Source organism: Candidatus Competibacteraceae bacterium (genome assembly GCA_016699715.1).
Classification (GTDB): domain Bacteria; phylum Pseudomonadota; class Gammaproteobacteria; order Competibacterales; family Competibacteraceae; genus Competibacter.
Window position 1 is genome coordinate 3,130,128 of sequence record CP065007.1, and the last position, 26,132, is coordinate 3,156,259.

The 26,132-nt window shown below is 61.6% G+C and carries 26 protein-coding genes; 17 read left to right on the forward strand and 9 right to left on the reverse strand.

The window, feature by feature from the left end; translation table 11 throughout:
- Nucleotides 1-40 precede the first annotated feature (40 nt).
- Both groL and IPM89_14110 read right to left on the reverse strand, forming a co-directional pair.
- The gene (gene groL / locus IPM89_14105) at nucleotides 41-1,708 is read right to left on the reverse strand and encodes a chaperonin GroEL (GenBank protein QQS53951.1); all 1,668 of its coding nucleotides are present in this window, start codon (nucleotides 1,706-1,708) and stop codon (nucleotides 41-43) included.
- 62 nt (nucleotides 1,709-1,770) lie between these two features.
- Nucleotides 1,771-2,061, reverse strand: a complete 291-nt coding sequence (locus IPM89_14110; GenBank protein ID QQS53952.1) for a co-chaperone GroES — start codon at nucleotides 2,059-2,061, stop codon at nucleotides 1,771-1,773.
- Between the two features lie 272 nt (nucleotides 2,062-2,333).
- Between IPM89_14110 and IPM89_14115 the strand changes: the two genes are divergently transcribed.
- From IPM89_14115 to prmA, 6 genes are all read left to right on the forward strand, one after another.
- On the forward strand, nucleotides 2,334-2,663 hold the full coding sequence (locus IPM89_14115; protein QQS53953.1) for a divalent-cation tolerance protein CutA: 330 nt from the start codon (nucleotides 2,334-2,336) through the stop codon (nucleotides 2,661-2,663).
- A complete protein-coding gene (gene dsbD / locus IPM89_14120) occupies nucleotides 2,660-4,549 on the forward strand; it encodes a protein-disulfide reductase DsbD (GenBank protein ID QQS53954.1) in 1,890 nt (629 codons plus the stop codon). The genes IPM89_14115 and dsbD overlap by 4 nt, the downstream gene beginning before the upstream one ends.
- A gap of 123 nt (nucleotides 4,550-4,672) precedes the next feature.
- A complete protein-coding gene (gene aroQ, locus IPM89_14125; GenBank protein ID QQS53955.1) occupies nucleotides 4,673-5,125 on the forward strand; it encodes a type II 3-dehydroquinate dehydratase in 453 nt (150 codons plus the stop codon).
- Between the two features lie 8 nt (nucleotides 5,126-5,133).
- Nucleotides 5,134-5,619 carry an acetyl-CoA carboxylase biotin carboxyl carrier protein gene (locus IPM89_14130; GenBank protein ID QQS53956.1) on the forward strand — a complete coding sequence of 162 codons (486 nt, stop codon included), beginning with the start codon at nucleotides 5,134-5,136 and terminating at the stop codon, nucleotides 5,617-5,619.
- 8 nt (nucleotides 5,620-5,627) lie between these two features.
- Nucleotides 5,628-6,974, forward strand: a complete 1,347-nt coding sequence (gene accC, locus IPM89_14135) for an acetyl-CoA carboxylase biotin carboxylase subunit (protein ID QQS53957.1) — start codon at nucleotides 5,628-5,630, stop codon at nucleotides 6,972-6,974.
- A 92-nt stretch (nucleotides 6,975-7,066) separates the two neighbouring features.
- A complete protein-coding gene (gene prmA / locus IPM89_14140) occupies nucleotides 7,067-7,972 on the forward strand; it encodes a 50S ribosomal protein L11 methyltransferase (GenBank protein QQS53958.1) in 906 nt (301 codons plus the stop codon).
- Nucleotides 7,973-8,177: 205 nt separating this feature from the next.
- Here prmA and IPM89_14145 read toward each other — a convergent pair whose 3' ends face one another.
- The 7 genes from IPM89_14145 to IPM89_14175 form a co-directional block, all read right to left on the reverse strand.
- A complete protein-coding gene (locus tag IPM89_14145) occupies nucleotides 8,178-10,016 on the reverse strand; it encodes a protein BatD (GenBank protein QQS53959.1) in 1,839 nt (612 codons plus the stop codon).
- Nucleotides 10,013-12,025: a VWA domain-containing protein gene (locus IPM89_14150; GenBank protein QQS53960.1), complete on the reverse strand. Its 2,013-nt coding sequence runs from the start codon at nucleotides 12,023-12,025 to the stop codon at nucleotides 10,013-10,015. Before IPM89_14150 ends, IPM89_14145 begins: the two co-directional genes overlap by 4 nt.
- The gene (locus IPM89_14155) at nucleotides 12,022-13,065 is read right to left on the reverse strand and encodes a VWA domain-containing protein (protein QQS53961.1); all 1,044 of its coding nucleotides are present in this window, start codon (nucleotides 13,063-13,065) and stop codon (nucleotides 12,022-12,024) included. The genes IPM89_14150 and IPM89_14155 overlap by 4 nt, the downstream gene beginning before the upstream one ends.
- The gene (locus IPM89_14160; protein QQS53962.1) at nucleotides 13,062-13,553 is read right to left on the reverse strand and encodes a DUF4381 domain-containing protein; all 492 of its coding nucleotides are present in this window, start codon (nucleotides 13,551-13,553) and stop codon (nucleotides 13,062-13,064) included. Before IPM89_14160 ends, IPM89_14155 begins: the two co-directional genes overlap by 4 nt.
- A 4-nt stretch (nucleotides 13,554-13,557) precedes the next feature.
- Complete coding sequence (locus tag IPM89_14165; GenBank protein QQS53963.1) at nucleotides 13,558-14,589, reverse strand: DUF58 domain-containing protein; 1,032 nt, start codon at nucleotides 14,587-14,589, stop codon at nucleotides 13,558-13,560.
- A gap of 64 nt (nucleotides 14,590-14,653) precedes the next feature.
- Nucleotides 14,654-15,658 carry a MoxR family ATPase gene (locus IPM89_14170; protein QQS53964.1) on the reverse strand — a complete coding sequence of 335 codons (1,005 nt, stop codon included), beginning with the start codon at nucleotides 15,656-15,658 and terminating at the stop codon, nucleotides 14,654-14,656.
- A gap of 209 nt (nucleotides 15,659-15,867) precedes the next feature.
- Complete coding sequence (locus IPM89_14175) at nucleotides 15,868-15,996, reverse strand: transposase (protein ID QQS53965.1); 129 nt, start codon at nucleotides 15,994-15,996, stop codon at nucleotides 15,868-15,870.
- A 531-nt stretch (nucleotides 15,997-16,527) separates the two neighbouring features.
- Here IPM89_14175 and dusB point away from each other — a divergent pair.
- From dusB to IPM89_14230, 11 genes are all read left to right on the forward strand, one after another.
- Nucleotides 16,528-17,514, forward strand: coding sequence for a tRNA dihydrouridine synthase DusB (gene dusB, locus IPM89_14180; GenBank protein ID QQS53966.1), 987 nt, complete (start codon nucleotides 16,528-16,530; stop codon nucleotides 17,512-17,514).
- Nucleotides 17,511-17,777: a DNA-binding transcriptional regulator Fis gene (gene fis, locus IPM89_14185; GenBank protein ID QQS53967.1), complete on the forward strand. Its 267-nt coding sequence runs from the start codon at nucleotides 17,511-17,513 to the stop codon at nucleotides 17,775-17,777. Before dusB ends, fis begins: the two co-directional genes overlap by 4 nt.
- A gap of 23 nt (nucleotides 17,778-17,800) precedes the next feature.
- Nucleotides 17,801-18,457 carry an HAD family hydrolase gene (locus tag IPM89_14190; protein QQS53968.1) on the forward strand — a complete coding sequence of 219 codons (657 nt, stop codon included), beginning with the start codon at nucleotides 17,801-17,803 and terminating at the stop codon, nucleotides 18,455-18,457.
- 33 nt (nucleotides 18,458-18,490) lie between these two features.
- Nucleotides 18,491-19,564 (forward strand): 3-deoxy-7-phosphoheptulonate synthase, encoded by a 1,074-nt coding sequence (locus tag IPM89_14195; protein QQS53969.1) that lies wholly within the window; start codon nucleotides 18,491-18,493, stop codon nucleotides 19,562-19,564.
- A gap of 162 nt (nucleotides 19,565-19,726) precedes the next feature.
- Nucleotides 19,727-20,203: an SUF system Fe-S cluster assembly regulator gene (locus IPM89_14200; GenBank protein QQS53970.1), complete on the forward strand. Its 477-nt coding sequence runs from the start codon at nucleotides 19,727-19,729 to the stop codon at nucleotides 20,201-20,203.
- Between the two features lie 33 nt (nucleotides 20,204-20,236).
- Nucleotides 20,237-21,685: a Fe-S cluster assembly protein SufB gene (gene sufB / locus IPM89_14205; GenBank protein QQS53971.1), complete on the forward strand. Its 1,449-nt coding sequence runs from the start codon at nucleotides 20,237-20,239 to the stop codon at nucleotides 21,683-21,685.
- A 110-nt stretch (nucleotides 21,686-21,795) separates the two neighbouring features.
- Nucleotides 21,796-22,269 carry a Uma2 family endonuclease gene (locus tag IPM89_14210; GenBank protein ID QQS53972.1) on the forward strand — a complete coding sequence of 158 codons (474 nt, stop codon included), beginning with the start codon at nucleotides 21,796-21,798 and terminating at the stop codon, nucleotides 22,267-22,269.
- A 41-nt stretch (nucleotides 22,270-22,310) separates the two neighbouring features.
- Entirely contained in the window at nucleotides 22,311-23,081 is a 771-nt protein-coding gene (gene sufC / locus IPM89_14215; GenBank protein QQS53973.1) for a Fe-S cluster assembly ATPase SufC, read from the forward strand.
- A gap of 11 nt (nucleotides 23,082-23,092) precedes the next feature.
- Nucleotides 23,093-24,400 (forward strand): Fe-S cluster assembly protein SufD, encoded by a 1,308-nt coding sequence (sufD, locus tag IPM89_14220; GenBank protein QQS53974.1) that lies wholly within the window; start codon nucleotides 23,093-23,095, stop codon nucleotides 24,398-24,400.
- 49 nt (nucleotides 24,401-24,449) lie between these two features.
- The gene (locus IPM89_14225; protein ID QQS55942.1) at nucleotides 24,450-25,667 is read left to right on the forward strand and encodes a cysteine desulfurase; all 1,218 of its coding nucleotides are present in this window, start codon (nucleotides 24,450-24,452) and stop codon (nucleotides 25,665-25,667) included.
- Nucleotides 25,667-26,110, forward strand: a complete 444-nt coding sequence (locus IPM89_14230; GenBank protein QQS53975.1) for an SUF system NifU family Fe-S cluster assembly protein — start codon at nucleotides 25,667-25,669, stop codon at nucleotides 26,108-26,110. The genes IPM89_14225 and IPM89_14230 overlap by 1 nt, the downstream gene beginning before the upstream one ends.
- Nucleotides 26,111-26,132 lie beyond the last annotated feature (22 nt).

Genomic DNA, 26,132 nt, shown 5'->3' on the forward strand with positions numbered 1-26,132 from the left:
GAAGCGGGGCTTTTTTCAGCCGGACGCGTGAGGCGCTGATTTACATCATGCCGCCCATGCCGCCCATGCCGCCCATGCCGCCCATGCCGCCCATGCCGCCCATGTCGCCCATGCCACCGCCGGAGTCCTTCTTCGGCAGTTCGGCGATCATCGCCTCGGTGGTGATCAACAGGGCCGCCACGGAAGCCGCGTTCTGCAACGCCGAGCGGGTCACCTTGGTCGGGTCCAGAATGCCCATCTCGATCATGTCGCCATATTCGCCGGTTGCGGCGTTATAGCCGTAATTGCCGGACTGCTGCAGGATCTTGTCCATGATGACGGAAGGCTCGTCGCCGGCATTGCCGATGATCTGGCGCGCGGGTTCTTCCATGGCGCGCAACGCGATGGATACGCCCACATCCTGATCGGCATTGTCGCCTTTCAGTCCCTTGATCGTCTGCAGGGCGCGAATCAGCGCGACGCCGCCGCCAGCCACCACGCCTTCCTCGACAGCCGCGCGGGTTGCGTGCAGCGCGTCTTCGACGCGGGCCTTCTTTTCCTTCATCTCGATCTCGGTGGCCGCGCCGACCTTGATCACCGCCACGCCGCCGGCCAGCTTGGCCACCCGCTCCTGCAACTTCTCCTTGTCGTAATCGGAAGTGGCTTCCTCGATCTGGCGGCGAATCTGCTCGACCCGGCTCTGGATCTCGTCGGTCTTGCCGGCGCCGTCGATGATGGTGGTGTTTTCCTTGCCGACCACGATCTTGCGGGCCGTGCCCAGATCGGACAGGGTGGCTTTCTCCAGAGTCAGCCCGACTTCTTCGGAGATGACCTGGCCACCGGTCAGAATGGCGATATCCTGCAGCATGGCCTTGCGGCGGTCGCCGAAGCCAGGCGCCTTGACGGCCGCGACCTTGACGATGCCACGAATGGTGTTGACCACCAAAGTCGCCAGTGCTTCGCCTTCCACATCCTCGGCGACAATCAGCAGCGGCTTGCTGGCCTTGGCCACGCCTTCCAGCAACGGCAGCAGGTCACGGACGTTGGAAACCTTCTTGTCGTACAGCAGGATGTACGGGGTTTCCAGCTCCGCGTTCATGCTCTGCTGGTTATTGATGAAATAGGGCGAGATATAGCCGCGATCAAACTGCATGCCTTCCACGACATCCAGTTCGTTGTCCAGGCTCTTGCCTTCCTCGACGGTAATGACGCCTTCCTTGCCGACTTTCTTCATGGCGTTGGCGATGATCTGGCCAATGGCATCGTCGGAGTTGGCGGAAATGGTGCCCACCTGAGCGATGGCTTTGTCGTCGGTGCAGGGCTTGGACAGCTTCTTCAGCTCTTCGACCGTGGCGGCTACCGCCTTGTCGATACCACGCTTGAGATCCATCGGGTTCATGCCGGCGGCGATCGCCTTCATGCCTTCACGGACAATGGCCTGGGCCAGCACGGTGGCGGTGGTGGTGCCGTCGCCAGCCACGTCGGAGGTCTTGGACGCGACCTCTTTCACCATCTGCGCGCCCATGTTCTCGAATTTGTCTTCCAGTTCGATTTCCTTGGCGACCGACACACCATCCTTGGTGACGGTGGGGGCGCCGAAGGACTTGTCCAGCAGCACGTTGCGGCCCTTGGGACCCAGGGTGACCTTGACGGCGTTGGCCAGCACATTGATGCCGCGCACCATGCGCGAGCGGGCGTCATCACCGAACTTGACTTCTTTTGCAGCCATTTTCTAATTCCTCTGAAACCGGTTTGAGATATTCGAATGCGGAAATTCGGGAAGGGAGACGCTTACTTCTCGATGATCGCCATGATTTCGTCTTCGCGCATGACGATCAGATCTTCGCCGTCCACCTTCACTTCACTGCCCGAATACTTGCCGAACAGGACCAGGTCGCCGGCCTTGACGTCCAGCGGCCGCACGTCGCCATTTTCCAGCATCTTGCCGCGGCCCACCGCCATCACCGTGCCGCGCGAGGGCTTCTCGGCGGCGCTGCCCGGCAGGACGATGCCGCCCGGACTCTTGGTTTCCTCTTCAACACGCTTGATCAGCACCCGATCGTGCAGCGGACGAATGTTCATCGATGAAATCTCCTGGGGATTTAAGGTTCGGTGACTTGAGGCTAACGCTGCTTTGTTAGCACTCGACTTGAATGAGTGCTAATCATAGTCAGCGAAAACACCCTGTCAAGGGCTTGTCGCTGAAGTGGGGCGGCGTAGGGAAATTTCAAGAGCGCGGTGGGAAGAAAATTGCCGTGACCGGAGTCTATCGTTAGGCTCACCGGAGCAATGCGGGTCCGAACCGCCCTTGCGGCGAGTTTTCTCACCTTCAGCTTTTTCGAACAGGAGCCGTCATGGACAGCCAACCGCTGGTGGTTTTTTGCAGCTGCCCGGATCAAGCCAGTGCCGAGCGCATCGCCGCGACCGTGGTCGAGGAGCGGCTGGCTGCCTGCGTCAATATTTTGCCGGGCCTGACGTCGGTCTATCGTTGGCGGGAACAAGTGCAACGAGATACCGAACTGCTGCTACTGCTCAAAACCCAGGGCGCGGTCTATTCGCTACTGGAGGCTCGCATCCGCGAGCTGCATCCTTACGATGTGCCGGAAGTGATCGCCTTGCCGGTTCGGATGGGATCGTCGGCGTATCTGGACTGGATCGCGGCCAACACGGAAGCATCGGCATGAGGCATCGCCGATGGGCCAGGTCCTGGCTGGTATTGTTGCTGGCGCTGCTGGTCGGTCCGGTCACCGCCGGGCTGTTCGACCGTTTCGGCGGTGCTTCGCAGGAGCGGATTCTCGACGCCGATCAGGCGTTCCAACTGACCATCGGCGCCAGCGATCCCGTCACCCTGGAAGCACGCTGGATTATCGCGCCTGGCTACTACCTCTATCGCGACAAGTTCAAGCTCACTCTGATGGATGGCGGGGAAACGACCATCGCCCGTGCCGATATCCCAGCCGGCGAGCCCAAGGAAGACCCGTATTTCGGTCGCCAAGAGGTGTTTCACCACGAAGCGGTGCTGGTTGCCCACCTGCGGCGCGAACCGGGTGGCTCGCAAACCGTGCGGGTCAAGGCCGACTACCAGGGTTGCGCCGAAGTCGGGGTCTGCTATCCGCCGCTGAGCCAGACCGTGGTTGTCGCCTTGCCGGCGCTGAGCTCGCTGGCGCTGACCGCCGACCAGCCCGTGTCCACTCCGCCGGCCCCGGCTGGAGAGCGAGTTTCGGAGAGGCGGGCAACGCCGGTTCCCGCCCTCAACGCGCCGGAGCCGGAGCAGGACCGGTTGGCGCGTTTGCTGGGCGAGCAGCGGTTTCTGGCGATTCCCGCCTTCTTCGGCTTCGGCCTGTTGCTGGCGTTTACCCCCTGCGTGTTTCCGATGGTGCCGATTCTGTCCAGCCTGATCGCCGGGCAAGGCGCGAAGCTGACCCGCCGGCGGGCGATCCTGCTGTCGCTGGTTTACGTGCTGGCGATGGCGCTGACCTACACCGTGGCCGGGGTACTGGCGGCACTGCTGGGGCAGAACATCCAGGCGTGGTTCCAGAATCCGTGGGTCATCGCCGTGTTCAGCGGCATGTTCGTACTGCTGGCGCTGTCCATGTTCGGCCTGTACGACTTGCAGTTGCCCGCCTACCTGCAACACCGCTTGGCGGAGCTGAGCAACCGCCAGCGCGGCGGCCAGCTCGCCGGGGTGGCGGTCATGGGCTTCCTGTCGGCGCTGATCGTCGGACCCTGCGTGGCGCCGCCGTTGATCGGCGCGCTGACCTTCATCGCCGTGACCGGCGATCTGGCGCTGGGCGCGGCGGCGCTGTTCGCGCTGAGCCTGGGCATGGGGGTACCGTTGCTGGTGATTGGTGCCTCCACCGGACATTGGCTGCCGCGCGCCGGTCACTGGATGGAGCGGATCAAGACGGTGTTCGGCGTGCTGTTGCTGGCGGTGGCGCTGTGGTTGCTGGAGCGGATTCTGCCGGCCGCGGCCATCATGGTGCTGTGGGCGACGCTGTTCATCGTCACCGCCACCTACATGGGCGCCTTGCAAGCGGTGACGCACGGCGCTCCGGCCTGGCGCACGCTGGTCAAGGGATTGGGCATGGTGCTGCTGATTTACGGCGTGCTGCTGCTGATCGGCGTCGCCGCCGGCGGTCGCGATCCCTGGCAACCGCTGCGTGGGGTCGGGTTTGTCGCGCAGGCGGCCACCGAGGCGCAAAGCCCGCTGTTCCGCCCGGTCAAGACTTCGGTCGATGTCGATCAGGCGCTGCTACGGGCGGCCGGGCGGCCGGTGCTGCTGGATTTCTACGCCGACTGGTGCGTGAGCTGCAAGGAACTGGAGCGCGAAACCTTCGCCGATCCCACAGTGCGGACGGCGCTGGCCGGGATGGTGACGCTGCGGGCCGACGTGACCGCCAATGATGACGACGATCAAACTCTGATGAAAAAATTCGGCATTATCGGCCCGCCGGCCATCCTGTTTTTCGGCCCGGATGGGCGGGAGCGTCGCGAATACCGGGTGGTGGGATTCCTGAGCGCCGAAGCGTTCGACGCGCATCTGCGGGCGCTGCTGACCGCGCGGGGTTGACGCGAGGTACCCGAAATCCGTCGTCCGCGCACCCTATCAGTGATAGAACAAGGGTATTTCTGGCTAGACAACCGATGGACCTTCACGCAAAATCGCGCCCTTTATGAGGACCCTGCCTGAACCATGGCAAAACTGCTGTTACTCAACGGACCGAATCTGAACCTGCTCGGTACCCGCGAACCGGGAATCTACGGCGCCGACACCCTGGCCGATATCGAGCAGCGCTGTGTGGCGCTGACCCAGGAACTGGGGCCGCACGACCTGGCCTGTTTCCAAAGCAACGCCGAACACGCCCTGATCGACCGCATCCACGCCGCCGTTCTGGAAGGCATCGCCTTCATCGTCATCAATCCCGCCGCCTTCACCCACACCAGCGTGGCGCTGCGCGACGCCCTGCTCGGTGTCGGCATTCCGTTTATTGAGGTGCATCTGTCCAACGTGTTCGCCCGCGAGCCGTTCCGCCACCATTCCTACTTGTCCGACATTGCCGTCGGGGTCATCAGCGGATTAGGCCCACAGGGCTACGAACTGGCGCTGCGCGCCGCCGACCGCCACCTCGCCACCCCACGCCGGTAGCCACCGTCATGCCCACGGACATCCGCAAGATCAAGAAACTCATCGAGCTGCTCGAAACCTCGGGCATCGCCGAAATCGAAATCAAGGAAGGCGAGAATTCGGTACGGATCAGCCGCCATGCGCACGGCGGTGCCCCGCTGACGATGCCGCCGATCTGGGCCGGGCACGGTTACGGTTACGGCCCCCAGTCCGGTCCAATGCCCGCCGCCGCGCCAACTCCCTTAGCGCCCGCGCCCGCCGCCGAAGCGGAAACACCCCATGGCCATGTGCTGCGCTCGCCGATGGTCGGCACCTTCTACCGCTCGGCCGCGCCCGGCTCCAAGCCGTTCGTCGAGATCGGTCAGCGCGTCAACGTCGGTGACCCGGTCTGCATCATCGAGGCGATGAAGATGTTCAATCAGATCGAGGCCGACCACGCCGGCGCCGTTACCCGCATCCTGGTCGAGAACGGCCAACCGGTCGAGTTCGACCAGCCGCTGCTGATCATCGAATAACCCTCGCCATGCTCGAAAAAGTCGTCATCGCCAATCGTGGGGAAATCGCCCTGCGCATCCTGCGTGCCTGTCGGGAACTGGGTATCCGCACCGTGGCCGCGCATTCCACCGTGGACCGTGACCTCAAACACGTCCGCTTGGCCGACGAAACCGTTTGCATCGGCCCGCCGCCCGCCGCCGGAAGCTATCTGAACATGCCGGCGATCATCAGCGCCGCCGAGGTCACCGACGCGGTGGCGATTCATCCCGGTTATGGCTTCCTGTCCGAAAACGCCGATTTCGCCGAACGGGTCGAGCAGAGCGGGTTCATCTTCATCGGTCCCAGGCCGGAAACCATCCGTTTGATGGGTGACAAGGTCTCGGCCATCCGGGCGATGAAGGAAGCCGGCGTACCCTGCGTACCCGGTTCGGACGGCCCGCTGGGCGACGACCAGCCGGAGATCCTGCGGATCGCCCGCGGCATCGGCTACCCCATCATCATTAAGGCGGCTGGCGGTGGCGGCGGTCGCGGCATGCGGGTGGTTCACGGCGAGGCCGCGCTACTCACTACCCTGGATCTGACTCGCAGCGAGGCGAATGCGGCGTTCGGCAATCCGACCGTGTACATGGAAAAGTATCTGGATCATCCCCGCCATATCGAGATCCAGGTGCTGGCCGATACCCACGGCCACGCCATTCATCTGGGCGAGCGCGACTGCTCCATGCAGCGCCGTCACCAGAAAGTCATCGAGGAGGCCCCCGCGCCCGGCATCACGCCGGCGCAGCGCCGCCGGATCGGGCAAGCCTGCGTGGAGGCCTGCCAGCGTATCGGCTATCGCGGCGCCGGCACCTTCGAGTTTCTTTATCAGGATGGCGAGTTCTACTTCATCGAAATGAACACCCGCATCCAGGTCGAGCACCCGATCACCGAACTGATCACCGGGGTGGACATCGTCAAGGAACAGTTGCGCATTGCCGCCGGCGCGCCGCTGGGCTACCGTCAGGACGACATCCACGTCCGGGGACACGCCCTGGAATGCCGGCTCAACGCCGAGGACCCAGATACCTTTACCCCTTCGCCCGGCACCATTACCCAGTATCATGCACCGGGTGGGCCGGGCATCCGGGTGGATTCCCATATCTACAACGGCTACCGGGTGCCGCCCAACTACGATTCCATGGTCGGCAAGCTGATTGCCCACGGCGAAACCCGCGAAGCCGCCATCGCCCGGATGCGTGGGGCGCTGGCCGAACTGGTGGTGGACGGCATTAAAACCAACGCACCCCTGCACCGACGTATCCTCGGCGACGCCCGCTTCCTGGACGGTGGCACCGATATTCACTATCTGGAAAAACATCTGCTGGGTACCCGCTGACGGCAGCGATTCCAGCGGGTCGTTGGCGGTCCGGCGATGGATACGCTAGGCTGTTTGATTATCTCCGCCGACCGCGCAAAGACATCCATCCCATGAGCGACGCCGCAACCGCCCCCTGGCTGCAACTGACCCTGGAAGCCATCGATCACAGCCCCGAACAACTGGAAGACGCCCTGCTGCTGTCCGGTGCGCTGGCGGTCACGCTGGAGGATGCCGGCGATCAACCAGTGTTGGAGCCGGCGCCCGGCGAAACCCCGTTGTGGACCCATACCCGCGTCACCGGGCTGTTCGACGCCCAGACCGATATCGAAGTGATCAAGGGGCAGTTGCGGCGGTTCCTGCACGCGCCCATCCTGCCGGAATGCCGGCTCACCGAATTGGAAGAGCGCGATTGGGTGCGGGCCTGGATGGAGAATTTTCACCCGATGCGCTTTGGCCGACGGCTGTGGATCTGCCCGACCACGCAGACGCCGCCCGATCCGGCCGGCGTCAACATCCGTCTGGACCCGGGACTGGCCTTCGGCACCGGTACCCATCCGACCACGGCGCTGTGCCTGGAGTGGCTGGACGGCGCGGATCTGAACGGCCGGAGCGTCCTGGATTACGGCTGCGGATCGGGGATTCTGGCGGTGGCCGCCGCCAAATTGGGCGCGCATAAGGTCTGGGCGGTGGATATCGATCCGCAGGCGCTGCTGGCCAGCGACGACAACGCCGACCAGAACGGGGTCGAGGATCGCATCGATCTGGTCGTGCCCACCGAACTGCCGGCCGAGCTGAGCGTGGATATTTTGCTGGCCAACATTCTGGCCGGCGTGCTGGTACGGTTGGCGCCGGAATTCGGTCGGCGGGTCCGGTCCGGTGGCCGGCTGGTGCTGTCCGGCATTCTCGAACCGCACGCCGAGGCGGTGCGGGCCGCCTTCAGTGCCGATTTCAGCTTTGAGCCTTCCAGGCAGCGAGAAGACTGGATGTTACTCGAAGGCGTGCGCCGACCGGATTGAACGGTTCCCCGTCGCGCCTCGCCTTCGCATCGGAATAGCAAAGCAAGATCGGCGCGGGCCAGGGTCGAATCCACGGTGCCGTGGCCGGAACGGGCGGAAACGTCTTGCCATACAATCCGGTAACTGCCCAGGGGCAATGGGCTTGAAGCACTGGATTTATCCTGGTGTCCGCCAAGCGCTGAAACGCCGGTATCTCTGCGAGGATTTATGCCGGATACAATTCCGGCAATGCCTGTCCTTTCGGTCCACTCTTCATCCGCTCTGTCTTTGCGTTCAACACACTTGCAATTTCCCGATAAAACACCTCGCCCTTCCAAGAATGCCCGCCATCCTGATACAAGCAGCGATCGAACGCTTCCAGCGCATGACAGGCGTTCTGATGGTCGATCCGTTTGGCGACGCCCAACACCGATCGCGGCGGATGTTTCGGCCATTGTCTTTTTGCCCAGTGTAAAAGAGCTTTTTTCGTCCGCTCCACGTCATTGGCCTGGCAAGCCTGTTTCAATGCGCGCAGTGCTTCTCGTTGTGATTGGATGCTGATGTCGCGTTCGTCCGCCGCCGGCGCGACGGTTCGCGCCTGACTACGCGTCCGCCACCAGAGCAGCAACGTCGCGATCCAAGCGACCAACAGCGCCAGCGCGATCCAAGGCCAATAGGAAGCGCCGCCGGACAATGCGCCGCTCGATAGCCGTTGCGGCAACGGCTCCTTGGAGACCGGCGATGGCGATTTTTGAGGCGTGGGCTTGGCATCCGCGCTTGGCTCCACGGGGATGGCGGGCGTTTTCGACGCTTGCGGCGTTGGAACCAATTGCGCTGGAGTCGATGGGGTCGGCGCACCGGTGACGGTGATCTTACGGGCGGGGACGATGGCTTCGCGCGGTGCATCGGCTTGGGTATCCCACCAGGGAATGCGGATCTCCGGCAACGGGAACGTACCGGGGCGCGTGGGAACAAGGGCGATCTTCTGTTCGCGCTGTCCCACCACGACGCCGGTATTGGCTTGGGTATCGGTCGCCGAGCGATCCGGATAGAGTTTCAAATCCGCTGATGATGGCAACGGCAACTCTGGAAGCTGAGCGCCGGTCAATCCCTGGGCTTTCAGGCTCAAGGTGCGGGTGACCGGTTCGCCCACCCGAAAAGTCGGTGGATCGGGCGACCAGGATTCGGTGACCGTCAGATTTTGCGCTGGCAACCAGGCTCCCGTACCGGATTTTGGTGGACGCGGCTTCACCGTGATCTGGAATGACTGACCACGAACTTGTACCGGGCGGATGGTTTGGAACAGGGAGTTGAACGGGTCTGGACCAAGAAAACCGCCTTGCCCGAAGAAATGGTGGTTGGCCGATTGCTGGCGACTGTCCGGAACCTGAGCGGAGAAAATCGGCGATTCGATGCTGAGTGTGCCACTGCTCTGCGGGAAGATGGCGTATTGCCGTTCGATGACTCCATAGCGCCGATCACCACGCTGAGTCGTGTATTGCCGATCATCACCCAAACGTTCGATGAGCGCATCCGCCGCCTTGGGGTCGCTAAGCTGAGGGCCATGTGGCGTCACCGCATAATAAATCCGCAACACATAAGTCAATTGTTGCTGCACATAAGCCGTATCCGGTTTGATTTCCGACTCGATGAAGATGTCGGGGGTCGCGCCGGTCGAGGAAGCCGTACCCGCTTCGGTGACCTTGATCACGATCGGTTGTGTTTGTTGATCGCCCACCGTCAACGCTGGAATGGTGAGCAATCCGGCTTTTTGTGGCGCCAGCCTCACGGTCCAGCGGGTCTTGGCATCGATCGTGCCGTTGATCATGTTGAACTGGTTGCTCTTGGCCGTATCCAGAACCTGGAAATCTTGCGACAGCGGCGACAGATCAGGGTCACTGCTGGGAGCGGATCCGGATACTTCGATGACCAGGCGCAAGGTTTCGTTTTCGGCGACCGTATCGCGATCCACGGAGGCATTGACGTCCTGCGCCAAGGCCGGAAACACCCACAAACCCTGGACCAAACCCAGCAACAGGATACAAATCCAGCGCTTCATCATCATTCTCCTCTCCGCGCGGCCTGTTGTTGGCGACGTAGATGTTCCAGCAAGAATTTTCGCCGCAATAAGCCAGCCGGATCGTCCGGTATGCGCCGCAGCCACTGATCCATGGCTTGCTGGTCTTCCGATTGCTCCGGCGATTCCGCGGCGCGGGCGGCAGCGGCTTGCTGATCGGAATTCCGTGGGGTTTGCGATTCGGTCTGGGCGGTCGCCGCTGAGTTTTCTTGCGAATTTTCGTCCGGTTTCGACTGAGTGGCAGGCTGTTCCGGCAGATTCTCGTCCGCTTTCGGTGGTTCCGATCGTGCAGTGGACGGCGTGGAATCTGATGGCTTTTCCTGTGATCGGGACTGATTTTGTTTCGACTGCTTTTGTTCCGATTCAGGCTGGGATTGATGGGCGTTGGCCTGGTTCTCCGGTGAGCTGCCGTTTGCGGATTTTCCACTCTCGGGTTGTTTCTGCTGACCCGCCTGCTGCTTATGGTTCTGAGATTCCGGATGGTTTTTCTGATCGGCCGGCGATGGTTTGGGTGAATCGGTAGATGAGTCCTTCGAGCTTTGCTTATCCTGCTCGCCATTCTGGCCTTGCTGATTCTTCCGCGAGTCATTCTTCGATTGCTGCCGTTGCTGTTGCTGTTGCTGTTGCTTGAGCAATTTTTCCACCACGGCTTTGTTGTTACGTGCGTCGGTGTTGGTCGGGTCTTTTTTCAAGGCCTGATCGTAGGCCGCGATCGCCTCTTGCAGTTGTCCCAGATGGGTCAAGGCATTGCCACGGTTGTAAAGGGCATCGGCGCCGTCCGACTGACTGAAATTTTCCAGGGCCTTTTCATAATCGCCGGCCTGATAATGCGCCGAGCCCTTCCAGGCGGGATCTTGAAACAGTTCAGCCGCCTTTTTTTCTTCACCCGCCTGCAAGGCTTGGACTCCCCGCTGATCGGGACGCGCCCATAAATCCTGCCAACTGAAGGCCGCGGCCGGGTCCGGTGCCGTCAATACCCCGAGCACCACCACCGCCAGCCACCCGCGCCGAAAAGCGAGAGCCGCTAACGGCAACAGGATCAGCAGCAGCCACGGCCCTTCTTCCCGCCAGCGATCCATCGATCTTTGATGGGATGATTCGGTTCGAACTTCGCGAGGTCGGGCCATCGTGTCGGCCGACAAGGAATCGATGTCGCGGTCGTCCGCGCTGAGACGGGCGAAATGTCCGCCACCTTGACGGGCCACTTCGCTTAAAGCCGCGAAGTCGAGGCGCGGTACGACAATGGCGCCCGTGGAATCTTTCAGGAATCCGCCGTTGGATAGCCTAATCGGCGCGCCTTCCTCGGTACCATCCGCCAGTACCGAGACCCGCCGCCCGTGGGCGCGTAAGGTGGTCACGGCTTCCAGAGTTGCGGCCGGGTCGTCATAGCCATCGGTGACCAAGACGATCTCCCCCTGATTCTGAATGCCGGCTTGACGCAGTAATTCGTCGGCCATCCGCAACGCCGTGTGCGCGTGATCGCCGGGGTCTGGCATGAGATCGGGGCTGAGCGCCGGCACCAGGGCGGCAATGGTTTTGGTGTCGTCGGTCAGGGGCGACACGACGAAGGGTTCGCCGGCAAAGACCACCAGCGCCATTTGCCCTTCTCGATAGCGAGTCAACAGGTCCAATACCTTGAAACGGGCACGGGCGATCCGCGATGGACGAAGATCGGGCGCATTCATGGACGGCGAAAGGTCGAGCACGATGACACGAGCCGCCTGAGTCCTATAAACCGGCTCGGGCAGTTTTTGCCAAACTGGGCCGGCCAAGGCGATCACCGCCAAGATCCAAGTGACCGCCAATAACACGAGTGGCCAGCGTTGATGGCGAGCGCGCCGGATCAACAGTTTCTCCAAGAGATGGGGATCGCATTGCTTTTCCCAGGCAGACGCTTTTTTCGCCTGATGCAGCAAGCGCCAGACGATAACAGCCAACGGCAACAACGCCCACAACCACTCCGGGCGTAGCCAATGAAAATCCGACAAGGCATTCATCGACTGACTCCACCTTTGAGTTGACTTTCGTCGTCGCTGACTCGCGCCTTGATCCACCAGGGCAAACGGCGGGCGGCAAGGAAGACTGAAATGACTAAAGCAAGGGCTAATGGCCAGACGAACAGTGATTGATGCGGACGGAAATACTCGCTATCGCGGGTGGCTGGCTCCAAGCGATCCAATTCCTGATAGATGGATTCCAGGGAATCCGTGTCGGTGGCGCGGAAATAGCGACCGCCAGTGATTTCGGCGATGTCTTTCAGCGTCGCCTCATCCAAATCAGCCGAAGGATTGATGATCCGGGAACCGAAAAAGCTGTCTTGGCGCATCGCCTTGGCGCCGAGCCCGATGGTGTAGATGCGTAAACCCTCGGCGGCGGCCAATTTGGCTGCCTGGCGCGGCGTCACCTCACCGGCGGTATTGGCGCCATCGGTCAATAGAATCAAGACCCGGTCCTTGGCATCGGCCGCCCGCAGCCTCTTCAACGCTAACCCGATCGCATCACCGATAGCGGTTTGCTCGCCCGCCAGCCCGACCACCGCATCGTTCAACAAGGTGGCGACGGTATGGCGATCGAAGGTCAATGGAGTTTGCTGGTAGGCTTGCGTGCCGAACAGAATCAAACCCAGTCGGTCGCCCGCGCGTCGTTCGATGAAGCTTCTGGCGGCCGCCTTGACCACTTGCAGGCGGTTGGCCGAATGCCCGTCGAGCATGAAATCTTCCAACGCCATGCTGCCCGAGACATCGACCGCCAACAGCAGATCGCGCCCGCTGACCGGCAAGGCGACCGGTTCGCCCAGCCACTGGGGTTGGGTGGCCGCCAGCACCAGCAGCAGCCACGCCAGCCACGGCGCCATTTTCAGCCAGCGGCGCCGCGAGGCTTTACGTTCGCCGAATCCGGCGTCTAGTGCTAAAACCTCGTCCAGAAATGGAACGCGCAGCGCCGAACCCTCATTAGCGGGAGCGGGTGGCAACCATCGCATCACCAACCAGGGCAAGGGCAAGGCCCATAATGCCCAAGGCCATTCCAGATGAATCATGAGGCGATCGTCCTCCGTTTGCTGACGCGTTTGATCCAGGTCTCGGCCACGTTCAGCAATTCCTCGATTTCGAACGCTTCGGCAAGCCGATAGGGCGCTTGGGTCAACGCGCGTCCAGGTCCGGCGCTGAACGAGGTACCGCCACCGCTTCGATCCAGAAATTGCAACCAGGCATCGCCGACCAGACCCGCCACCTCGTTTCTGGGAAAGTGGGCCAGTGCCAAACGGCGCAATAATATGGAGACTCCGGCGGCGACGGCAGCTCCATTGCCATGACGCTGAAAATCGTCTCGAAGCCGCGCCAGTTCGGCGAATGCCGCTCGCCGGGGTGTCTGCCGCCGATGATGGCGCCACCACCACAGCCAGCCAGCGACGACGAGCAGCGACAGCACGGTCAGCAGCCACCACCCCGGAGCGGGTGGCCACCAGGAAACCGGTTCCGGGAGATGAATATCCCGCAAATCCGCTAAAGGGTTTGGCGCAGGCATGGGATTAGGGGCGAGTCGCGCGGGCGCCGGGCCGCCGATGATGGACGATCAAACCACGACGCAACGTTTCGGGCACCGGCTGGTTGGTGGCCAAGGTCAGGAAATGACCACCGTGACGATGGCACAAGGCGCGAACCGCATCGCGATGGGAAGCGAAGCGGTCACGATACGCATCGGCCAGGCTTGGATCGCCGGTGTCCAGGACGGCAAAACGTTGACCGTCGCTTAACGGGTAACGACCGGCCGGTGGCGCGGCGGCTTCGATGGGATCGAAGATCAGAATGGAGATCACATCGTTGTGAGCGGCCAGACGAGCGAAGGATTGCGCGGCCTGTTGCGCCAGTCCGCGAAAATCGCTCAGCAAAAAGATCAGACTGCCGGGGCGAACGGTACGGGTCAGCCGCCGCAGAATTTCTACCCATTGGCCGTTCTCCGTCTCCGCGGGCATGAGATCAGTGGGCTGCATGTCGACCAGTGCCTTGAGAAAAGGCAACAAACCCCGTTCCCGCCCGGCAGGTCGCAATTCCCGATGCGGCTTCCCGGCAAACACGATCCCGCCAATGCGATCGCCGTTGTCGCAGGCGGCCCAGGCCAACAGAGCGGCGGCTCGGGCCGCCACCACCGATTTGAAGGCAACCCGAGTCCCAAAAGCCATGCTCGGTCCCAGATCCACCAGGAACAACACCTGTCGTTCGCGCTCTTCCCGAAATAATTTGGTATGCGGCCGACCGGTACGCGCCGTCACCCGCCAATCCATGTTGCGGATGTCGTCACCGGGTTGATAGGCACGCACTTCCTCAAATTCCATGCCGCGACCCCGATACGGCGAGACATACTCCCCCGCCTGAGTCGATAGCACTCGGCGCTGAGGAGAAAAACCGAGTCCGGTGGCTTGCGCGCGCAGTCGCAGCAGTTCTTCGATGGAAACGGCGAATCCTCGGGTTTCGCTCGGCGATGGCGGAACGGGGGATTGCGAAGATGTCGAACCGTTCGATACGAAACCTTGCTGAATGCGTTTGCGGATTGCTCTTAACATCGGAAATAACCGGAGGCGGAAAGGGAAGCGCGGTCGCTGGCTCGATTTGCGGCGTTGGCGCTTCTCAAGGCACGGGCACGTGATCGAGCAGTTCGGCGATGAATCGCTCGGTATCGATACCATCGGCTTCCGCCTCGAAAGTCAGCAACACGCGGTGGCGCAGCACGTCGGGGGCGATGGCCTGAATGTCCTCGGGACTGACGTAATCGCGGCCATGCAGCCAGGCATGGGCGCGGGAGCAGCGGTCCAGCGCGATACTTGCCCGTGGGCTGGCGCCATACCGAACCCAACCGGATAGTTCCGCGCCATAAGGCGCCGGATTGCGGGTCGCCATCACCAAAGCCACGATGTACGACTCAAGAGCCGGCGCCAGGTTCAGCGCCAGCACCTCGCGTCGCGCCGCGAACACGCGCTGCTGGGAAACTCGCACCGTTTTTTCGAGGGCGGCGGTCCCGTTTTGTAACGCCTGCTCGCGAACCAGCCGCAGGATGGCGTGCTCGGTTTGCGAATCGGGATAGCCGATACGCACATACAGCAGAAAGCGATCCAGTTGCGCTTCGGGCAGCGGGTAGGTGCCTTCCTGCTCGATAGGGTTTTGCGTGGCCATCACCAGGAACAGCTCGGGCAGCGGATAACTGGTGCGACCGACCGTCACCTGGCGTTCAGCCATGGCTTCCAGAAGGGCGGATTGTACTTTGGCCGGTGCCCGGTTGATCTCGTCGGCCAGCAGCAGGTTATGAAAGATGGGTCCCTTCTGAAACTGAAACGAGGCCTCCCGTGGCCGATAAATCTCGGTACCGGTCAAATCCGCCGGGAGCAGATCCGGCGTGAATTGGACGCGATGAAAATCGCCCTCCAATCCCGCGGCCAAGGTCTTGATAGCCGTCGTCTTGGCCAGCCCGGGCGCACCCTCGACCAGTAGATGCCCGTCGGCCAGCAAGGCAATCAACAGCCGCGTGTTCAATGCCTCTTGGCCGAGAATTCGTCGGTTCAGGTAATCAAGTAAGTCTCTGATATCCGAGAGAACCGAAGAAGTTGTCGAAGCTTGCGGCGGTGGGTCGGCGTTCATGGCGTCCTTCGTGGTTTGAAATATAAAGTACCTGCTCGATTCGCAAAATGCCGGCGTTCGATGTGGTTTGGAAACGGCGAGTTCAAGCTTTAATCGAGTGGATGCTCTCTTGCTTCAGCTTGAACTCGTGAACCACCCCGGGTTTGGGCCGGATCCCGCTCGCTTTCTCGCTCGAACAGTTTTGCGGCCTGTTCCACCCGTCGCTTCCGTCACGCCAACGGCGGCGACGGCGTGATCCCGTGTGTGCGGCACACTTCCGTCGCCGGGTGGGTCCCGTTCAGCAATTCCAACACCCGCTCCACCTTGAATTGAGGTGAAAACGGTCTATGTTCGCCCATCGGAACCACCTCACTGGATAGTTTGACTTCTCTTCGTCGAGCATCCAGTGTCTTTCGGGATCACGACCTCAGCATATCGAGAATGATAGAGTGCTTAGCTTAAGCGAATCTTAAGGACTATCGGGGCGTTGTTGCATGAATAGCCCGTTGCCCTCGGGCTCCATCCCATCCTGATCCAGGTCCACTTCAATTCGTTCCTGATCTACAGGCTCGTGGAGAGAACAAAGACCAGCCTCGATGCTGGAACCGATGCATGAGGCTGGGTTTTAGCGGCTGTCGAAAAACTGCCCGATTAAAATCAAGGTCTTGTTGACGCAGGAACATGCTCGCGGACGATTTTGGTCGATCATTGTCGGCAAGTTGTTTATTATAATCAATAAGTTAATTTTTAGACGGCTTCTTGCTCTGTCAAGTCATTTTTTCGGCGGGTGCCTGGGCTGGTTACAAAATCCGTGCAAATATAATGGTGCTTCATCCAACTGCCACATTCCGGTATCATAACCGCCTTTTTTACCCACACAGTTTCCATTCATGCACATCGGTCCCTACCTGGTTTCTTCGCCCGTCGTGCTGGCACCGATGGCCGGCGTCAGCGACCGGCCGTTCCGGCAATTGTGCCGGCGGCTGGGCGCGGGGCTGACGGTTTCGGAGATGGTCAGCGCCGACCGGCGACTGTGGGACAGTCGCAAGACCCGGCTGCGGCTGGATCACGCTGGCGAACCCGACCCGCGCAGCGTGCAGATTCTTGGCGCCGATCCGCGCGCCATGGCCGAGGCGGCTCGCTTCAACGTTGAGCAGGGTGCCCGGATCATCGACATCAATATGGGCTGCCCGGCCAAAAAGGTCTGCGGCGCGCAAGCGGGCGCTGCGCTGCTGCGCGACGAGACGCTGGTCGAGCGCATCCTGGAAGCGGTGGTCGGGGCGGTTTCCGTTCCGGTCACCCTGAAAATCCGCACCGGTTGGGATCTGACGCAGCGCAACGGAGCCGCCGTCGCCCGCATCGCCGAACAGGCCGGCATCCAGGCGCTGGCCGTGCATGGGCGCACCCGCGCCTGCGGCTACAGCGGCCCGGTGGACCATGCCGCCATCCGCGCCATCAAGCAGGCGGTGACGATTCCGGTCATCGCCAATGGCGACATCGACAGCCCGGAACAAGCCCGTCGTGTGCTGGATTACACCGGCGCGGATGCGGTGATGATCGGCCGCGGCGCTCAGGGCCGGCCGTGGATCTTCCGCGAAATCGCCCACTTCCTGGCCAGCGGCGAGCGGCTGGCGCCACCGTCCCCGCTGCAAATCAGCGACTGGGTCGCGGCGCATCTGACCCAACTGTATGAGTTTTACGGCGAAACCGCCGGTGTGCGCATCGCCCGCAAGCATTTGATCTGGTACAGCCAGCATTGGCCCGAGAGCGCGGGGTTCCGGGCACGGGCGAACGCGGCTGAAAGCGGTCGCGCGCAACTGATGCTGGTCCGCGATTTTTTCGAGCGCCTGGCCAATGAGGAGCCTCTGGCCGCATGAGCACGAACATCGAACCCCCCGTCGATCTGTTACCCGCCACCCCGCTGCGCGATCAGGTCTACGAAGCCTTGCGCATTTATTTTCACAATCTTGGCGACCAGCAACCCAGCAATCTGTACGATCTGGTACTGCGGGAAGTGGAACCGCCGTTGCTGGAGATCGTGATGCAGCGTACTCGCGGCAATCAAACCAAGGCGGCCGAGCTGCTCGGCATCAACCGCGGCACTCTGCGCAAAAAACTCCGGCGATACGGCCTGGATTGAATGCCCGGACGGATGACGATGACATGAGCCTGGCGATCTTCGATCTCGATAATACTCTGTTGGCCGGTGACAGCGATTACCTATGGGGCCGATTCCTGGTCGAGCGGGGACTGGTCGACGACGAAACCTTCGAGCGCGAAAACCAGCGCTTCTACGACGAGTATCGGGCTGGTACGCTGGACATCCAGGAGTTTCTGGCCTTCGGCTTGCGGCCACTGGCGGAAAAGCCGCTGGCCGAGCTGCTGGCGTGGCGGGAACGGTTCCTGGCGGAAAAGATCGAACCGATCCTGTTGCCGAAAGCGGCGGATCTGTTGGAGCGGCACCGTGGGACCGGCGATACCCTGCTGATCATCACCGCCACCAACCGCTTCGTCACCGGACCCATCGCCGAACGGCTGGGTGTGCCGCATCTGCTGGCCACTGAAGTCGAGTTTGCCGATGGGCGCTACACCGGCCGACCGAGCGGGATTCCCTGTTTCCAGCATGGTAAGGTCGAACGGCTGGAGGCCTGGCTGGCGGAAACCGGCCATGATTGCGCCGATAGCTGGTTTTACAGCGACTCGCACAACGATCTGCCGTTGCTTGGCCGGGTCGCCCATCCGGTGGCGGTGGACCCGGACGCCACCCTGGCCCGGCACGCGCGCGAACGCGGCTGGCCAATCATCAGTCTACGGGACTGAACTCAATCCATTCCATTTATCACCGTCGGTGCCATGCCCATGCCCAACTTATACAATATCAATGTCGCCGCCCTGGAAGTTCTGCCCACGCCGGAGGAGATCAAGCAGCGTTTGCCGCTGAGCGAAACGGCGGCGAACGCCGTATTCCAGGCGCGAGAAACGATCAAGCACATCCTCGACCGTCAGGACCCCCGACTGTTCGTGGTGGTCGGCCCCTGCTCCATCCACGATGTTGTGGCGGCACGCGACTACGCTCAGCGCTTGAAAGCCTTGGCTGATGAGGTTCAGGACACTTTGTTCCTGGTCATGCGGGTGTACTTCGAAAAACCGCGCACCACCGTCGGTTGGAAGGGATTGATCAACGATCCGCGCATGGACGACACCTTCCGCATCGACGAAGGCTTGCAGGTCGCTCGCGATTTGCTGCTGGAGCTGGCCGAACTGGGCCTGCCGGCCGGCACGGAGGCGCTGGACCCGATCATTCCGCAGTACATCCACGACCTGATCGCCTGGACCGCGATCGGCGCCCGCACCACCGAATCGCAAACCCACCGCGAAATCGCCAGTGGCCTGTCCACCCCGGTCGGTTTTAAGAACGGCACCAACGGCAGCCTGGAAGTGGCGATCAACGCCCTGCAATCGGTGGCTAGCCCTCACAGTTTTCTCGGCATCAATCAATTCGGCCAGTCGGCGGTGATCCGTACCTTGGGCAACCGCTACGGCCACATGGTGCTACGCGGTGGCGACCGGCCGAATTATGATTCGGTATCCATCGCCCTGTGCGAGAAAGCGCTGCGCGACAAGAAGTTGCCGGTCAATATCGTGGTCGATTGCAGTCATGCCAACTCCTTCAAGGACCCAGCCATGCAACCGCTGGTGATGCGGGACTGCGTGCATCAGATCATGGAAGGCAATCGTTCCATCGTCGGGGTGATGATCGAAAGCAACCTGGGCGCGGGCAACCAATCCATCCCCGCGGATCGGAGCCAGCTCAAATATGGCGTGTCGGTCACCGATGCCTGCGTGGATTGGGCAACCACCGAAACCACGCTGCGCGAGGCTCACGCTAAACTGAAGGGCGTGCTGCCAGCCCGGCTCACGGCCTGATCTCTCCGACGAGGGCGCCGCGGCGCCCTCGCGATTCCATTCTCGCCCCCAGCTTCCAGTCGGCGCGCGGCGCTTCCCTCTTGGCAAGCGCCGCGTTTGGAACTATCCTACCCACAAATAGAACCAATACAGTACTGATTAGATGAGTCTTGTGGAGCGTTCATGATTCGTATTACCCGGGAAGCCGATTACGGCATCGTGCTCATGAGCTGTCTGGCCCGTGCCGATGGCCAGTCGTGCAGCGCCGCCGCCTTGGCGCGGCAACGCCGGCTGCCGCTACCCATGGTCAGCAAGATTCTCAAGGCTCTGGCGCGGGCCGGCTTGCTGAATTCGCAGCGCGGCGCGCAGGGCGGTTACAACCTGGCGCGGCCCGCGACACACATTTCCGCGGCCGACATCATCGGCGCGCTGGAAGGTCCTCTCGCCATCACCGAATGCAGCACCGACATGCACGACGGCTGTTCGCGTCAGGATCATTGCGAGGTCAGTAGCCACTGGCCACGCATCAATCAAGCCATTTATGCCGCGTTGCAGAGCATCAGTCTGGAAGAAATGAGTCATCCCGACCCGCCACGCCCGCTGCACTTTCACCCGTCGCAGCGGACAGCGACCGCCGGTATCGTCGGCCGACCCGTTTGAGTTGCCAGCATTTCTGGAAGAGGAATCCCCATCATGACCGACAGCACCCAAACCCTCGAACGACTCGCCACCAGCGACTACAAGTACGGTTTTGTCACCGACATCGAACAGGACACCGTGCCGCCGGGGTTGGACGAGGAGGTCATCCGGCTGATTTCGGCTAAAAAGGAGGAACCGGATTGGCTGCTGGAATGGCGGCTGCAAGCTTATCGTCACTGGCTGACCCAGAAACAGCCCGAATGGGCACGGGTTCACTATCCGCCCATCGATTATCAGGCGCTTTCCTTTTACTCGGCGCCCAAGCAGAAGAGCGACGGCCCGAAAAGTCTGGATGAAGTTGATCCGGAGTTGCTTCGTACCTACGAAAAGCTCGGTATTCCGCTGGCGGAACAGGCCATCCTGGCCGGCGTGGCGGTGGACGCGGTGTTCGACTCGGTGTCGGTGGCGACCAGCTACAAGGGCAAGTTAGCGGAATACGGCATCATTTTCTGCTCGTTCTCCGAGGCGGTGCGCGAGCATCCCGAACTGGTGCGCAAGTATCTGGGTACGGTGGTGCCGTATCGCGACAATTACTACGCCACCCTGAATTCGGCGGTGTTTTCCGACGGCTCCTTCGTCTACATCCCGCCGGGCGTGCGCTGCCCGATGGAGCTATCCACCTACTTCCGCATCAACGCCAGCAACACCGGCCAGTTCGAGCGGACGCTGATCGTCGCCGACGAAGGCGCCTACGTCTCCTACCTGGAAGGCTGCACCGCGCCGCAACGCGATGAAAATCAATTGCACGCGGCGGTGGTGGAACTGGTGACGCTGGACAACGCCACCATCAAATACTCCACGGTGCAGAACTGGTATCCGGGCGACGCCGAGGGCAAGGGCGGGATCTACAACTTCGTGACCAAGCGCGGTTTGTGCAAAGGCCGCGACTCCAAGATCTCCTGGACCCAGGTCGAGACCGGCTCGGCCATCACCTGGAAATATCCAAGCTGCGTGCTGCGCGGCGAAAACTCGGTGGGCGAGTTTTACTCGGTGGCCCTGACCCGCGATTATCAGCAGGCCGACACCGGCACCAAGATGATCCATATCGGCAAGAACACCCGTAGCACCATCGTCTCCAAGGGTATTTCCGCCGGCCACGGCCAGAACGCCTACCGGGGACTGGTGAAAGTGCTGCCGACCGCCGAGAACGCCCGCAATTACTCGCAATGCGATTCGCTGCTGATGGGCGACCGTTGCGGCGCGCACACTTTCCCCTACATCGAGGTACAGAACCCGAGCGCCCAAGTGGAACATGAGGCCAGCACCTCGAAGATCAGCGAAGACCAAATCTTCTACTGCAAGCAGCGCGGCATCAGCGCCGAAGACGCGGTCAGCCTGATCGTCAACGGCTTCTGCAAGGAAGTGTTCAAGGAACTGCCGATGGAGTTCGCCGTCGAGGCGCAGAAGCTGATCGAACTGAAGCTGGAAGGCAGCGTGGGTTAATAAAAAAGCGGGGCGTCCATCTGAGTGTGGTGGACGCAAAATACACAAGGCATGCCCTACAACCGTGACTCCTCAACTTAACTGCCCAGTCTGCAAGGAAAGATGGTCTTATGCAATGGCAAGAAGTTTGCGAACATCCCAGTTTGCAGGATTTGCCCTTTAAGATTGAGCTAAACGAAAAGGGACAAATTTTAATGTCTCCTGTAAAAGTCCATCACTCCGCTTTTCAGGGGAAAATTACTCAATTATTACCGAAGCAAGGCGTTGTTTTAGCTGAATGTGCCATCAAAACTTCAAAAGGAACCAAGGTCGCCGATATTGCCTGGTGCTCAGAGGAGAGATTCGCAAGGATCGAACGAGAAGCGGAGTGCTCCGTCGCCCCGGAAGTTTGTATAGAAGTGCTTTCATCCAGTAACACGAGCAGTGAAATGGAAGAAAAGGGAGCGCTGTATATCTCGGCGGGTGCTATCGAATTCTGGGTTTGCAATGAAAACGGAAACATGGCTTTTTTTGATGAAAACGGGCAGTTAAAAGCATCTATTTTGATCCCTGAGTTTCCTCACAAGGTAAAAATCATTACCTGACGTAAGCATCACAGGCTATTGGCTATAGGAAAACACGAACCATGCTGGAAATTCGCAACCTGCACGCCACCGTCGAAGGCCGGGAGATCCTCAAGGGCATCGACCTCGTTGTTCGCCCCGGTGAAACCCACGCCATCATGGGGCCGAACGGCTCCGGTAAAAGCACCCTGGCCAATGTGATCGCCGGCCGCGAAGGCTATGAAGTCACCGCGGGCGAGATCCTGTTCGATGGCAAGAATCTGCTGGAAATGGACCCGGAAATCCGCGCCTGCGAGGGCCTGTTCCTGGCCTTCCAGTATCCGGTGGAAATCCCCGGCGTCGCCAACCTGTACTTCCTGAAAGCCGCCGTCAACGCCGTGCGCAAGTATCGCGGCGAGCCGCCGGTGGACGCGATGGATTTCTGGGAACTGGTGCAGGAGCGCATGAGCCTGGTAAAGATGGATGAATCCATGCTCAAGCGTTCGGTCAACGAAGGCTTCTCCGGCGGCGAAAAGAAGCGCAACGAAGTGTTCCAGATGGCCGTGCTGCAACCCCGTTTCGCGGTGATGGACGAAACCGATTCCGGCCTGGACATCGACGCCCTGAAAGTGGTCGCCGACGGCGTCAACGCCCTGCGCGGCCCGGAACGCGGCTTCCTGGTCATCACTCATTACCAGCGCCTGTTGGATTATATCGTGCCGGATCATGTGCATGTGTTGTTCAATGGCCGCATCGTTCGTTCCGGCGGCAAGGAACTGGCGCTGGAATTGGAAGCACAGGGTTACGCGCTGTACAACGAGGAGCCCGGCCGTGCCCGCCGGGCCGCGGCCTGAGAGGCGATGCCATGACCGCCGCCGCCCCTGTGTTCCAGGATCGCTACCGCCCGGCCTTCATCGAGTTTACGGCCAATCGCCGCGAACCGGACGCCATCGCCCGCCTGCGCCGCGAAGCGTTCACCCGCTTCGAGACACTCGGCCTGCCGACCCGCCAGCGGGAAGCCTGGCGCCTGACCGACCTGAGCGCGCTTACCCAGATCGACTTGCAGCGGCCCACCGATGCGCCGGTCGATGCCGGAGCCTTGCCGACGCTCGATCTCCCAGCGCACCGGCTGACCTTCGTCAACGGCCGTTTCGCGCCGGGCTTGTCGCGGTTGCGGGAACTGCCTGGCCAAGCGCTGATCGCCAGCCTCGGCCAGGCTCTGCTCACCCATCCCGAATTGATCGAGCCACATTTGGAACGGCTGCCGGGCCTGGGCCAACACCCGTTCGCCGCGCTCAACACCGCGTTCTGGGAAGATGGCGCGTTCGTGTATCTGCCACGCGGAACCGTGGTGGAAACGCCGATTCATCTGATCTTCCATGCCACCGGCGGCGACATCGCCGTTTATCCGCGCCTGCTGCTGGTGCTGGAGGACGGCGCCCAGGCGACGGTGGTGGTCGAGCAGCGCGGCGAAGGCCGTTACCTGAACGCGCCGGTTGCCGAATTGCAAGTGGGCGCGGGCGCGGTGCTGCACTACCACCAGATTCAGGAAGAGGCGTCGCAAGCCTTTCATCTCGGTGGTATCCGGCTTCGCCAGAATCGCGATAGTCAGGCAAAGCTGAACCTGGTGTCGTTCGGCGGCCAACTGGCGCGCACCGATCTGGACGCGTTATTGGATGGCGAGGGCGCCAGTTGCACGCTCAACGGCCTGATTATGGCGCACGACCAGCAGATGGGTGATTACCATGTCCGGGTCGAGCACGCCCAGCCGCATGGGAGCAGCGAACAACTGTTCAAGAGCGTACTGGACGGTCGGGCGCGTTCGGTGTTCGACGGCATGATCCATGTCCGTCCGCACGCCCAGAAGACCGATGCCCGCCAGACCAACCGCAACCTGTTGCTGTCCAAACAGGCCCAGGCCAATGCCAACCCGCGCTTGGAAATTCTGGCCGACGACGTCAAGTGTGGCCATGGCTCCACCACCGGCTTTCTGAATCCCGACGCCTTGTTCTACCTGCGCGCTCGTGGCATTCCCGCCGCGCAGGCGCGGACCCTGCTGGTGCATGCCTTCGCCAACGACAGCCTCAACCGGATTCAGCTAACGCCCCTGCGCGAACGATTGGCCAGTTCTCTGGCCGCCCGTCTGGCGCTGGGCAACATCGAGGAACAGTGACATGAATGCCCCGCTCGCGCTTTCCGCCGCCCCGGTGGCCGCGTCGGAGCTGGATCTTGCCCGCATCCGCGCCGATTTTCCCATCCTGCGCCAGCGGGTCCACGGCAAGCCGCTGGTCTATCTGGACAACGCCGCTTCGGTGCAGAAACCCAAGGCGGTGATCGACGCTATCGACGAGTGTTACAGCGGCTATTACGCCAACATCCATCGCGGTGTCCATCTGCTGTCGGAACGCTCCACCACCGCCTACGAAGGCGCGCGGGAGAAAGTACGATCTTTTCTGAACGCCGCCAGCGTCCAGGAAATCATCTTCACCCGCAACGCCACCGAAAGCATCAATCTGGTGGCCAGCAGCTTCGGCGGTCAGCGGATCAAGGCCGGCGACGAGATCGTCATCACCGGCATGGAGCACCACTCCAACATCGTGCCCTGGCAACTGCTGTGCGAGCGCAGCGGCGCGGCGTTGAAAGTCGTGCCGTTCACCGACGCCGGCGAGTTGATCCTGGAGGAGTACGAGCGACTGCTGGATAGTGGCCGGGTCAAGCTGGTGGCGTTCGTGCACCTGTCCAACGCCCTCGGTACCATCAACCCGATCAAGACGATGATCGAACTGGCGCACGCCCGCGGCATCCCGGTGCTGGTGGACGGCGCGCAATCGGTTCCGCATTTGGCGGTGGATGTGCGGGAACTGGATTGCGAGTTCTACGCCTTCTCCAGCCACAAGATCTACGGGCCGAGTGGGGTTGGAGTGCTCTACGGCAAGAAGGCGCTGCTGGAAGCGATGCCGCCGTATCAGGGCGGCGGCGACATGATCCAGATGGTGACCTTCGAAAAGACCGAATACGCCGATTTGCCCAACAAGTTCGAGGCCGGTACCCCCAATATCGCCGGCGTGATCGGTTTGGGCGCGGCGCTGGACTGGCTGAACGCCATTGGCCTGGACGCAGTCGCCGCGCACGAGCACGAGCTGCTGGAACACACCACCGCCCGGCTCTCCGAGATTCCCGGCCTGAAGATCATGGGCACGGCCCGCGACAAGGCGGCGCTGGCGGCGTTCACCATGCAGGGGATTCATCCTCACGATATCGGCACCATCCTCGACCGCGAGGGGGTCGCCATCCGCGCCGGCCATCATTGCGCCCAGCCGGTCATGCAGCGCTACGGCGTACCCGCCACCGCGCGGGCGTCGTTCGCCGTCTACAATACCCGCGACGAGGTGGATGCCCTGGTCGCGGCCCTTTGGAAAGTTAAGGAGTTGTTCGAGTAATGAGCGACTTACGCGATCTCTACCAGGAAGTGATCCTGGATCACAACAAGCGGCCCCGCAATTTTCGGGTTCTGCCACAACCGACCCATCACGCCGACGGTGTCAACCCCTTGTGCGGCGATCGGATCAGCGTCTTTCTGGATATCGATGACGGGGTGATCAAGGACATCGCTTTTCAAGGCGCCGGCTGCGCCATTTCCAGCGCCTCGGCCTCGCTGATGACCGAAGCACTCAAGGGCAAGCCGGTCAAGGAAATCGAACATTTGTTCGAAGCCTTCCACAACGTGGTCACCACCGAATGCGAATGCCCGCGCGGGTTGGGCAAGCTCGGCGTGCTGGCCGGGGTGCGCGACTATCCGAGCCGGGTCAAATGCGCCACTCTCGCCTGGCACGCCGTGCGCGCCGCCCTGGAACAACGCCAGGAACCCGTGGCGAGCGAATAACCCTTTCTCCCTTCAGGAGGCG